This window comes from Paenibacillus amylolyticus, assembly GCF_051136285.1.
Classification (GTDB): Bacteria; Bacillota; Bacilli; order Paenibacillales; family Paenibacillaceae; genus Paenibacillus; species Paenibacillus amylolyticus_F.
The window spans coordinates 259,511-271,862 of sequence record NZ_CP194938.1 but is presented as its reverse complement, the minus strand read 5'-3'; the positions used below and the strand labels follow the sequence as shown (position 1 = coordinate 271,862).

Sequence of the window (12,352 nt, the reverse complement as noted above, 5' to 3'; positions counted from 1 at the left end):
CAAATGTACAAATTGACCAGGATAATTAACTGTAACGGTAAAACATTAGGTTTGGTTGTCTGCCATCCCTGTGTACACCTCGGTTGCATCCGTTGTCCGGCTCTTCGCCAGTTCTTTGCCCGCGGCTGTCCAGAGAAAACCACTACGCATCATTTCGGTTACAGGTTTCATATCTACGATGTCTGCATGGTGTCCGAGTGAATTGTAAAATACACGTCCTGCACCCCAGCGCTTTGTCCACGCTACAGGCATATCAACAGGCCCATTCGCAGCATGAGGACCCGATACAATAGGGAAACGAGTAGTTGCCAGCACCTCTACAGCCGGGTCAACGTGCAAGTAGTACTGCTCACTTTTTACCTGAAAATCTTCAATATGTTCAAAAAGCGGACTAGAGCCACGCTTCATGTTCACCATGTATTCCACGCCATCGTTGCCTGGATGAGCCACCCATTGTCCGCCCGTCATAAACTGCCAGTCAACGTTGTTACGGAACGCGTCACACATGCCGCCATGCAGACCTGCAAGGCCTACACCGCTCTGTACAGCCGCTGAAACGTTATTCACCAGTTCCTGCTCAATCTGCCCCATCGTCCATAGGGGCACGATCAGATCCAGGCCAAGAAGCTTCTCAGCGTCTGCATACGACTCCAAGGTATCGGAGACTTCAACTTCGAACTGTTCTTCCTTTAAAATACGTTCAAAAATGGCTGCGACTTGTTCTGGCTCATGTCCATCCCAGCCGCCCCATACAATCAGTGCTTTTTTCATCGCTAGATCCTCGCTTTCGATTCATTCGATTTTGATTTCCGTATCTCGTTATTACATCGTTACATTACATCGTTACATTTCCTCAAGGGTTACCCAGCGGCGCTCCGTTACCGAACGCTCTACCGCTTCCAATACAGCCTGACACGCAACTCCATCATGGAAGTTTGGAGACGGCTGACGGCCCTCCGAAATAGCGGTTACAAGTTCCAACATTTCATGTGTAAACGTGTGTTCAAAACCAATCGTATGTCCCGCAGGCCACCAAGCCTCGGCATATTTATGCGCAGGATCGGTAGCGAGTACGCGGCGGAAGCCCTGTACATCCTCGTCATCCTTCGTAAAATAAACTTCCAGTTCGTTCATCCGCTCAAAATCAAAACGCACACTGCCCAAGCTGCCGTTAATCTCAAAAGAATTCGTGCTTCGATGTCCGGCTGCAAATCGTGTCGCTTCAAAACTGCCAAGCGCCCCCCCTGCAAATCTCGCCAGGAACAGCGTGGCGTCATCCACGGTTACCTCACCTTTAGGTGCATCTGCACTTGAACTTCCTTTGGCACTAAGACCTGTCATCTCGGAAGCGAGCGGACGTTCTTTGATGAACGTTTCACTCATACCTATGACCTCCTGGAACTCACCAACGAGGAAACGTGCGAGGTCAATTAAATGTGCACCGAGGTCACCATGTGAACCGGAACCTGCGACATCTTTTTGCAGACGCCATACGAGCGGGAAGTTCGGGTCCAGAATCCAGTCTTGGAGGAAAAACGCACGGAAATGATAGATTTTGCCCAAACGTCCGCTTTCGATCAGATCCTTTGCCAGTTGTACTGCTGGAGAGAAACGATAGTTGAAACCAACCATATGAGTTATGCCGGCATCTTCTGCAGCCTGAAGCATCTCGCGGGAATCAGCCAACGAAAGCGCGAGGGGCTTTTCACAGAACAAGTGCTTGCCTTGACGAGCTGCCTCCAGCGCAATTTCCTTATGAGCATCACTTGGAGCATTAATGTCAATGAGATCGATGTCATCCCGTTTGACCAGCTCACGCCAATCCGTGACACTCTCCGACCATCCAAACTGGTCGGCTGCTGCCTGAACTCCCTGTTCATTCCGACCGCAAATGACCGACATTTCAGGCTGTAGCGGAGCAGATGGGAAAAACATCGGCAGACTGCGATAGGCATTGCTATGGGCCTTCCCCATAAATTTGTATCCAACCATTCCTACGCGAAGACGTTTTGACATGTTCATTTCCTCCTTGGATAGAATGTAGAAACATTTTATAGAATGTAGATAACCGACCCGCATTATTTTACATAACGATTGAACATCGGCTTAAACGATGTAATACCGAATAGAAGTAAAATTCCAGACGTTTCAAAGTGTGCTAAGCTCAAATAGGTCGGCTGGAAGAAGCACGAATAATCAACTCAGTGGGCAACAGCGTTCTTGGAGAGTCATAAGTAACATTAGAATGATATTCTTTTACTTCCAGGGCATCCGTTGCTTTGTTGGAACCATGCATCAGTTTGGATACAGCAAGCTCTCCCATCTCAAAAAAAGGAACCCTGATGCTGCTCAGCGCCGGAACCGCCATCTCGGCCGCATCGGAGTCATCATAACCAACGAACGCCGGAAAATCCTGGGTCCGTACCCCTCGTTCCCGCAAGCCATGCATCACGCCAATCGCCATCCGGTCATTCGCTGCAAACACTGCATCAATCTCATGCAAACGCTCAGCTACAATGGCTGCCGCCGCAATACCGCTCCGCCTGCTGTAATTCCCTTCCAACAGCAAGCCGGGATCCAGCTCCATGCCCGCCTCGTGCAGACCCAATCGCACGCCCTTCAACCGATCCTGACTGTTCGAATAGCTGTCTGGCCCATTCAAAAAGGCGATTCTGCGATACCCCTGATCTGCAAGATGGCTTATAGCAAGCCGGCTTCCCTCGACATGATCAGCATCGACTTCCGTAAACGATTCGCCTGCAAAATGCTGGTTCAACACACAGAACGGATGGCCTTCCCGATCTAGTTGCTGCATGGCTGCCAGCTCATCCTGATCATGTCTTGCACCAAGAATGATACAGGCATCAATCTTCTGTCTGCGAAAAAGATCCGTATAATTCATGGTCTCACCTGCGGTTTGGAACATGACCAGCAGATCTAGGCCGTTGTCTCTCGCTTTGCTTCCTATACCACTTAACATTTCCGAGAAAAAATAGGCCGAGAACAGATGTGCCTTCGGAACATAAGGCAATACAACGCCCAAATTGCCGCTCTTGCTTCTGGCAAAGCTGCGGGCAAGTGCACTGGGCACGTAACCTAACCTCTCGGATGCTTCAAGCACCCTGCGGCGAGTCTCTTCCCTGATCGGTCCAACGCCATTCAAAACCCTGGATACCGTCGCTTCGGAAACCCCGGCGAGCTCAGCGACTTCTCTGCGAGAAGCCATGTCTTTCACCTCCTTCAGATGAAATGCGCAAGTTAAAAACCATCTAAAATATTCATTTATGTACGCGCGTACATTTTCTCATGCCATGTAACCGTTGTCAATGCTAAAACAACAAAAAGAATGAGGAATTCGGGATTAACCCTTTTCCTCATTCTGATTTGTCAATGACGTAGTATATAGTCACTTCTATTAATAAGAAGAACATCTCTTATCCATTCGTTATTACGGTTGCTTCCTTGGTAGACTGGTTGAATTCCGCCTGTTCCATCGCTTTAGTCAGTTTTCGAATACGATTCGATGGCTCGGAGGACGCCTGAAGTTTACGAACCTTATGCAATACCTCCTTGTTTGGCAGGAAATGCTGGGAACGAATAAAACGAATCGTTTTGGTTTTGGCACGCATGACAATCGAATCCGTCTCCGCTCGGTCATCTGCGAGATAACGTACTCCGCCAAGAATCTCACCCGGCGTTACTCCCGTTGCGGCAAAAATAACATCCTCGGTTCCGATCATGTCTTCCATCGTTAACACCTTGTAAGGGTTATCAATTCCCATCTGCAAGCAGCGTTGGAATTCGTCTGCATTGGCAGGCATCAAGCGGCCTTGAATCTCGCCTCCCAGGCAAGATAAGGCTGCAGCAGCCAGTACACCTTCAGGCGCTCCGCCTGAACCAACATACAGATCAATTCCCGCTTCCGGAAAGGCTGGAGCCATTGCCCCGGCAACATCGCCGTCACTAAGGAACTTGATCCGCACGCCAACTTTCCGCAGCGTCTTAATCGTACTCTCATGCCGCACACGATCCAGAATCATCACGGTGAGATCGGAGATGTTTTTGTTCAGAGCAGCTGCAGCCTTCTCCAAGGTCACCTCAACGGGATCTTCAATGCTGACCTTCCCCACCAGCGCAGGACCAACAGCCAGCTTCTCCATATACATGTCCGGAGCGTGGAGCAGATTACCTTTTCCCGCAACCGCAATGACCGACAGCGCATTGTTCAACCCTTTGGCTACGATCTCTGTGCCTTCCAGAGGATCAACAGCGACATCAACCTCCGGCCCTTCTGCATTTCCTACTTCTTCACCGATGTACAACATTGGGGCTTCATCCATCTCACCTTCCCCAATCACGACCGTGCCACGAATGGACACGGAATCGAACATGGCACGCATGGCTAAAGTAGCCGCTTCATCTGCACTATTCTTGTCGCCTCTTCCCATCCAAGGGGCAGAAGCTAAAGCCGCCAATTCTGTTACTCGCACAATTTCCAACGCCAGTTCGCGTTCCATGGTTGCCACTTCCCTTCTGGTTTTTCACAGCATACCGTGAAGGTCATCTGAAAATCTATCGCAAATCCATATCAAATCAATCTATAAACGGCGTAGCAGCAACCTCTTATCGATTTATTTGCTAATTTTCCCATTTATTAATTAGTTGATTTCCACTTATTTCGAGACAAGTTTAGCGTAAGGATCGCTCCCTTTTCACTCGTCTTAACATTAATATTTTTTCCAATTTTCAAGGTCATTTTCCTTGCCATTCCCCGTTCAAGAGATTAAGTCACGTTGCTTGGATTATGGAGTGTTGTAACCTGAGTAAGAGTGCCGTTTTGAGCAAAAGTTAGAAGCAGCAACTGCGCATTTTCTGGCAGAATCGAAAACGATTTTCGGGAAACTACACCCGGTTTAAACTGCCCTAATAAAATGGAATTTGCGCACTGCAATTGAGATCATTTTTCCAAGCTTGAATCCATCTAACCAGAGGGTGCATTTTAATATTAATCAGGCCTTTATCTTTTCTCAATGTCATAGACTGTGTCTATGAATGACATCGAAAAATATAAGTTTACATAATATTAGTTATGGTAATGATATTCACTTCCTGACCCAATTTATTCCACTTTTGTTTCTCCGAGCAGAATCAAACAAGACCGAACCCGTTGAGCAGCCAACAGATCCAGTCTTGTTTGATTTTATTGTTTAAGGTTCAATTCCCCATACCAACTGATTACTTACGTATCCGGTAACCTTGTTATGATTCACATATTGATTTCCCGCTGCCATGAAGGAATAGTCATCCGCCTGGTTGTAATTCGACCAGTTGTTTTTCGAAAAACGTGCCTGAATCTCTGCACTTTCGCCCGGATTCAACGTACCTGCACTGCTGGTGAACCCCACCTCCACATAATAGTCAGCTCCAGCCACAGGAGTCGCCAGCTTGACGAACGTACTAGTGACGTTAGCACTTCCAACAGTTGCCCAATCCGACCAAAAGGTCTGTGCTTCTTCTCCGTCAACCGTATAGTAATACCGAACCTTTACACCACTCAGGTTAATGGCGGTATCGCCAGAATTGATGAGTTTGAATTTGGGAGCAATCCCGTTGGTCGAAGCGCTTGTATTCCCATTGTAGGCCTGAATCGTTAAGTTACTGTCAGGTGGCACAACAACAACCGAACTATCCACTACATTTAACTTAAGAACGGCATCATTACCTCCGTCAAAATGAAAAGTTAGACTCGTCTGACCCAAAGGTAATGTTGCGAGATAAGACTGGTTTAACACCACCGTTGATCCTGATACCGTATAATGCTGCCCGGATACGAGATTCACCGCTCCTTTCGAAATGTTTGTAAGCTGATGCCCGTTCAAGGTGAGAGAAATTGTGATATTTTGTGCATGACTTGCTTCTTTATCAAAGGTTGCACTTCCGGGTGAGATGACCGCACTTGGATTCGGCTGATTCACCTTCAGATCCGGTAACTCATCCAGAGTAATGACGTAATCGCTTTGATAGAGCGCTTTCAATGTGGCCGGATAATTGAATGCATCACTCATCAGATGCTCACCATACCACGGACAGAAATAGAGCCAGCCCGCCTTTTCCTCGGTAAGATTCTTCACACTCGGAACCGTATCGTTCTCTGTCATTGCCACCATCTTTTTGCCATTGGTCAGGTTCACCAGCTGATAGAAAATAGAGCTAATCGCATCCTCATTTGGAACACCCGACAATCCATCATAACGGTTGTAGATCGTATTGTATTTGTCGTAGCCCACTAGATCTACCTGATCATCCCCAGGATACCAAGCCGGAGAAGTACTATATACATAGCTGTTGTACGTCCAGATCAGATTATGCAGGTCATACGTTTCGGTCAGCTCCTTGTAGATCATATCCCAGAGCTTTTTATACACATCCGCTCCAGCAGAAGCCCACCAGAACCAGGCTCCCTCGCCATTCAACCCTCCATTCCCTTCTGCTTCATGATAAGGACGGAAAATGACCGGCACATCGTTATCCTGTAATATCTGCAGCTGCTCCGCCAAATCCTCTATCGTCATCATGACGTATTGATATTCCTTCGTACCCGGGATTACAGCCTTGGCTGTATCAAAATTCGTTTCGGTCGGTTTGTAGGTCGCCTCTTTCCAATCCACAAAATCGCCAAGCTGATACGTATTAAAATTACGCGGCACATTGATATGCCAGGATGCGGTTGCAATTCCTCCCCGGTTATTGACCCAATCAATCATGCGATCGGTTGTACCATCTTCCCAGCCATAAAGCGGGTTATAGTTCATAAAATCAAAACCACGGATGGCTGGATATTTACCTGTCAGATCATGAATCCATTCAAATTCAAGTTCCGAATCTCCGTCATTTCCTCCTCCATAGATCTCCTGTTGACCCGAAATGATGTTATGTCCATATACCTCCGTTAAATAGTCCATTAATCGTTGTGTTTCCGGTGTAGCCTGAGAATCCGTGAGTACAGGTTGCACATTTAGCGGATCAAGATCGGCATAATCGATTGTAAATGTATCAAAATAAGCATACCCCCAGCCAGCCTTCAGTTGAATACTATTGCTGCCCTTATTTAATTTGTGAAAACCAAAATCATAGTCCGACCACGTCGTCGTGTACGGAAGCATGTAAGAACCTTTAGTTACCCCGTTTACCGCCAAATATTGAAGCCTGCCGTCCATGCTAAGCTCCTGCATATAGCGGGTAGAAATGCTGTACATTCCTGTCTCGGGAACAGTCACGTTTAAGGTGATCGTACCCGAACCCTGCATCCAGACAAATCCGCTGCCCGAATAGCCAGGTTTAGGTTGTCCGTAAATTTGGTTAACCACCTGCAAATCCGAGGTTAGCTCCGCATCTTCGCCCTCAATGGTCAACAGCGGGGCATTCGCTTGCGCCGCAGGTGCAGGAACAATCAGCATGCCAAACAACAGCACACATGCTAACATCACGGCAAGCATCTTTTGAACCCTTCTCCTCCATTCAATCTTTTTTCCCATCTTCATTCCGATTCTCATTTTCATCTCCCTTTCCATTTGAAATGTGAGAGCGAAATGTGCATAACTCTAATCATGATGACGCTTTCATATGTAAACATATCACGAGCGGAGTTAGTTGTAAATATATGGTTATTTTTGTTCGGTAAATGCTTTATTTTTCAGTATAAATCTATGAGTTCACTAAAATAATACTTCACAAAAAACATAACGAAAACGGTTCTATTCATGTCCATAAACTTTGTTTTTTCATACTTTATGCATCCTTATGTATCTAATCTCTTCATTCATCTGACACCCGAATAAACATACTTAATTCTTTTTTTATTTCCTGACACCCAAGTAATCATGAATTCCGGTGACGTATCATTGCTGTTGTCCAAGACGAGTTCTTCCACGTTTTTTGTTATATCCAAACGATAGTGTCCATTAGATGAAAGAACATCATGATATTCGATCGTATTGTTCGGGTATACAACCAGAACTTTTACGTTGCTTGCTTTTTTCGCTGGAATCATCTCAAACGTTACGGTTGCTTTGTAAGTTCCATGATCGCCCCCATAACTTTCGACAAACTGGCTTGTATTTACGACGGCTTCATTATTTTCAACGTAATTTACGAGCAGCATAATCAGAAGCAGACTTACCACTGCACCGAGAAACAAATGTTTTTTCTTCATAGTAATCACCCCACAAAAAAATAAGAACCTTCTACGTGCAGAGCTCTATCTCTCACTCGCAGAAAATTCTCTATTATTCTTAATATTACCAGAATTTTGCGTAAAACTTAAGCTTTGATTCTGCTTCGGATAGTCAGGTTTCAGCAACATCTGTTTGTAAAATGTTAACTGCTGATCTGCTAACGTCTTCTTTCAGCGGAATTTCAATCGTTCCTTTGGCTGCGCAACGCTCACTTGCCCTGTTTACCGCCCGTATAATCCCGCCGTATCCTGTACAACGACAGAGATTGCCGCATAACCCCGATTCAATCTGTTCCTGCGAAGGATTTGCACACTCGTCCAGTAAAGCCTTGGTGGAAATGATCATACCCGGGGTGCAGTATCCACACTGGAATCCGCCTTCTTCCACGAAGGCTTGTTGAATCGGGTGAAGCTCTCCCTTTTTCTCACCATGAAGTCCTTCAATTGTCGTAATCTCACTGCCCTCACATTGATAAGCCATAACGAGGCAGGCATTGACCGGCTCTTCATTCATAAGGATCATACATGCACCGCAGCGTCCAACCTCACAGGACACCTTGGTTCCGGTTAGCTGTAATTGATTCCGCAGGATATCGACAAGTCGGGTTCCAGGGGAAACGATGAGTTGTCTTGACTGTCCATTCACCACAGCGCTCCATTCCGGTTTGAGGGGTTGGTTGATCATGATGGCTTCACTCCTTCTGGTAAAAGAACACTTAGTCCCTTACTCAACTCTTCACGCGGCACGGGAAGACGATTAACCCATACACCTGTCGCCTGGTGAATCGCCGCTGTAATAGCTGGTGCAAGCGCAACGGAACCAATCTCGCCAATGCCTCTCGGTCCGAATGGATCTCCTTCAGGTAAATCTTCAATCGCTTCTACTTCCAGCTGCGTATGGATATCCTTAATCGTTGGAATCAAATAGGTGTCCAGATTGGCTGTAACATAACGACTATGCTGCATGACGGCATCCTCGGTTAACGTAAATCCAAGCGCCATCACACTGCCGCCCTCAATTTGACCTACATACCCCATCGGATTGATTATCGGCCCTGCAGCCACAATATGCCGTGTATCCAGTAGTTTGGTTTCGCCGGTCAGTGTATTGACCTCTACCTCCGCAACCACCGCGGCATACGTATAGAGGTAATGCCCCCCCATAACATCGTCCGGCGTGGTGGGATAATGAAAGCTGGTATCAAAAATCCACTCCTGCGCTTCACCCTGCTTCACAAGCTCACCATAGGAAACGACTGGGCAGGAAGAGGCTGATACAGATTCCTCTGTCTTTATCCATACTCCCCCTGGTCCTGTCACCAGCTTCGCCGCAGAGATCCCTGTAATTTCTGAAGCAACATCAAGCAGCTTGGAGCGGAAACCATGCTGCAAACGCTGCAAGGCCATCCAAGCCATCGTGGTGGAACGGGATGCCGTACTGGAGCCGCTATGTGGCACACGATCTGTATCCCCAATAACAATGCTCAGATCCGATGGTTGGCACTGGAACAGATCACAGAGCATAATCTCCAGCGTGGCTACAAGACCTTGCCCAAATTCCTCGTAACTGAAAGCCACTTCAATCTTACCCTCGGCATTCAGAGACAATCGTCCGCCTGCAGGGTCTGGAATGCCGTAACCAAGCCCGGCTCCATGCATTGCGATGGCCGCACCGACTCCCCGTTTGATCCATGGAGGAAGTGACAATTCCACCTGGGGATGAAGATGCTTTTGCCATAGTTCCGAGCGGTGTATCGCTTCCCATACTTGAGATAGTCCATCCGTGGGCAAAATACGCTGGTTCAAGGGTCCTGGATCATGTTTCTGCCGCAAATTACGCCTGCGTAACTCCCAAGGGTCCATATCGATCATTTGTGCCAGACGATCCATCTGACCTTCCATCGCAAAGATCGCCTGATTCCCTCCAAAACCTCGAAACTCCCCTGATAGTCCATTATTCGTATATACAGATACACCTTCTACATCCACATGCGGAATCACATACGGCCCCATACAATGCTCGGTACAGAAGTTTAATACTGGTGCGCCAAGCGTTGCATAGGCACCGGTATCTGCCGTAATACGAACCCGATGCGCCTGCAAAATGCCTTCACGGCTCATGCCCGTCTGCATCTCGATCTTCATCGGATGGCGTTTCAATCCTGCCCGTACCGACTCTTTGCGCGAGTTGTGCATCTTGACAGGACGGCCGCATTTTAACGCAAGTAGCGCACCGTAAGGCTGTACGTTCAGTTCATCCTTCCCGCCAAACGAGCCGCCAATGGGTGACGACACCACTCGAATATGTTCTTCCGGGCAACCAATAATACGTGCGAGCTGCATACGATCCTTATATCCATGCTGCGTTGCCGCATAGACATGAAGACGTCCCTCCTCATCCGGGACAAACAGGCCACCTTCTGTCTCCATATATGCATGCATTTGTCTCGGGGTATAATAGGTCTCCGTTACAACATAATCACATGTGTCAAAAGCTTGCTGGGCATCTCCTCGTTTAATCTCTGTGCGATGCAACACATTGCCGGGACCATGCGGATGCAGTTCCGGCGCACCTGCAGCTTGTGCAGCATCCGTGCTGTCCAACGGTTCAAGCTCCTCATACTGCACCCGAATGGCTCCCAAGGCAAGTAAAGCACGTTCGGGTGAGTCGGCCGCAACAGCGGCAATCGCATCACCAACATAGCGAACAACATCCTCACAGAATACGGGTTGATCCGGTGTCGCAATCCCGAATCGGTTAAGCCCAGGGACATCCTTAGCCGTTAACACGGCATATACCCCCTCCATCGCCTCCGCTTCCAATGTATCGACGGACAGCAGCCGTGCATGGGGATACACACTTCGCAACACTTTACCATAGATCATGTCAGGCAAGGTCATATCGGTCAGATACTGTAGTTGCCCCGTTACCTTTGGAGGGCCATCCGGCCGCAGGTGCCAGCGTTTCCCGCTCTGTTCCCGGTTAATCAGCATGATGTCTCTCCCCTTCCATTGCTCCTTTTTTCGAGCCTCGAATTGTCGATTCCGGTAGATGCCCAGATGACATAACGACATAGATACTGCTCAGGTTTAGGCATCCTAGATACGAATGGATTGAAAAGCCTGCCATAGACCCGCTCCAATTAAATTTCCTGCTGCCTGTATCCTGTAAGTTTCGGTTGCAAAAGCATCCGTATAGGATGCAAATTCGCCAGCAACATGGGCTGCAAGCCCGGCAGCTTGAGCAGCATCTGCTTTTCCTGATCGAAGCCACTGCTCCGTCTCAGTCAGTCTCACCGCTATACCCGATCCGCCACCAGCAGCAATCGCAATCCGTTTCCATTGTCTGTCATCCGGGTCAAACTCCCCGAGAAAAGCTACGGTAACAAGTGAGGCAGTAAATGCCTCTCTACGGCCTAATTTATGGTAAAAGGATATTTGCTGATTTCGTTCCGGGATAGATTGATCGGACTCGTAAATGCCTTGCTCCGAATCACAAGACGTCAGGTCTCCTCTCACACGGCTGCACGGAATATGAATGGAGACTAATACATCTTCTGCATTCAGCCTTGTATCCCGTCCATCTAATAGCCATGACCTCACATTTTGAGTCTCCATGCCATGGCAGGTCAGCCAATGTAGCTCCGCGTCATACACAAGCAGAGCCGGTAACGAATCCCCGACACCTGATGCGATATTTCCACCGATGGTCGCCAGGTTTCGTACAGAAGGAGCTGCAATGGCCAAGACAGCCTCGTGCAAGATAGGAAGCCGCAGAAGCAAAGGATCTGTTACACATTCCTTTAAACGGGTCATGGCTCCAATCACAATCTCATCCCCTTGGAGAGATATTCCGCTCATCTCGGGAATGCGGGCCAAACTAACCAGATGTTCAGGTGGAACTTTCACTTCTGATTCCCACTGGGTTCGCAACAACGTTCCTCCGGCAGCATAACACCACCTTCCTTCAAGCCGCTCTCGAATGATACGCAGTTCTTGCAGACTATCCGGTTGCCACACAGAGGGCAGTGTACCAGAGCCGTATCTCGGCGTTACCATGGCTCCCCCTCCTTTATTCTTCTGAGTTCCCTTAAAACTCTTGGGCTTTCTTGCAACGTG

9 protein-coding genes are annotated in these 12,352 nt (G+C 47.9%); all 9 read right to left on the bottom strand.

Annotation, left to right across the window (positions count from 1 at the left end):
- Window positions 1-45 precede the first annotated feature (45 nt).
- The 9 genes from ACR8BL_RS01215 to ACR8BL_RS01175 all read right to left on the bottom strand — a co-directional run bounded on the left by ACR8BL_RS01215 (window position 46) and on the right by ACR8BL_RS01175 (window position 12,292).
- Window positions 46-771 carry a ThuA domain-containing protein gene (locus ACR8BL_RS01215; protein WP_434750921.1) on the bottom strand — a complete coding sequence of 242 codons (726 nt, stop codon included), beginning with the start codon at window positions 769-771 and terminating at the stop codon, window positions 46-48.
- Between the two features lie 72 nt (window positions 772-843).
- Window positions 844-2,016, bottom strand: coding sequence for a Gfo/Idh/MocA family protein (locus ACR8BL_RS01210; RefSeq protein WP_434750920.1), 1,173 nt, complete (start codon window positions 2,014-2,016; stop codon window positions 844-846).
- A gap of 148 nt (window positions 2,017-2,164) precedes the next feature.
- The gene (locus tag ACR8BL_RS01205; protein WP_434750919.1) at window positions 2,165-3,226 is read right to left on the bottom strand and encodes a LacI family DNA-binding transcriptional regulator; all 1,062 of its coding nucleotides are present in this window, start codon (window positions 3,224-3,226) and stop codon (window positions 2,165-2,167) included.
- A 208-nt stretch (window positions 3,227-3,434) separates the two neighbouring features.
- Complete coding sequence (gene glpX, locus ACR8BL_RS01200) at window positions 3,435-4,517, bottom strand: class II fructose-bisphosphatase (protein WP_434750918.1); 1,083 nt, start codon at window positions 4,515-4,517, stop codon at window positions 3,435-3,437.
- 690 nt (window positions 4,518-5,207) lie between these two features.
- Complete coding sequence (locus ACR8BL_RS01195) at window positions 5,208-7,496, bottom strand: glycosyl hydrolase (RefSeq protein WP_434752970.1); 2,289 nt, start codon at window positions 7,494-7,496, stop codon at window positions 5,208-5,210.
- Window positions 7,497-7,819: 323 nt separating this feature from the next.
- On the bottom strand, window positions 7,820-8,212 hold the full coding sequence (locus tag ACR8BL_RS01190; protein WP_434750917.1) for a hypothetical protein: 393 nt from the start codon (window positions 8,210-8,212) through the stop codon (window positions 7,820-7,822).
- 133 nt (window positions 8,213-8,345) lie between these two features.
- A complete protein-coding gene (locus tag ACR8BL_RS01185) occupies window positions 8,346-8,918 on the bottom strand; it encodes a (2Fe-2S)-binding protein (RefSeq protein ID WP_434750916.1) in 573 nt (190 codons plus the stop codon).
- A complete protein-coding gene (pucD, locus tag ACR8BL_RS01180; protein WP_434750915.1) occupies window positions 8,915-11,227 on the bottom strand; it encodes a xanthine dehydrogenase subunit D in 2,313 nt (770 codons plus the stop codon). The genes ACR8BL_RS01185 and pucD overlap by 4 nt, the downstream gene beginning before the upstream one ends.
- 105 nt (window positions 11,228-11,332) lie before the next feature.
- Window positions 11,333-12,292 carry an FAD binding domain-containing protein gene (locus tag ACR8BL_RS01175; protein WP_434750914.1) on the bottom strand — a complete coding sequence of 320 codons (960 nt, stop codon included), beginning with the start codon at window positions 12,290-12,292 and terminating at the stop codon, window positions 11,333-11,335.
- Between the last annotated feature and the right edge of the window lie 60 nt (window positions 12,293-12,352).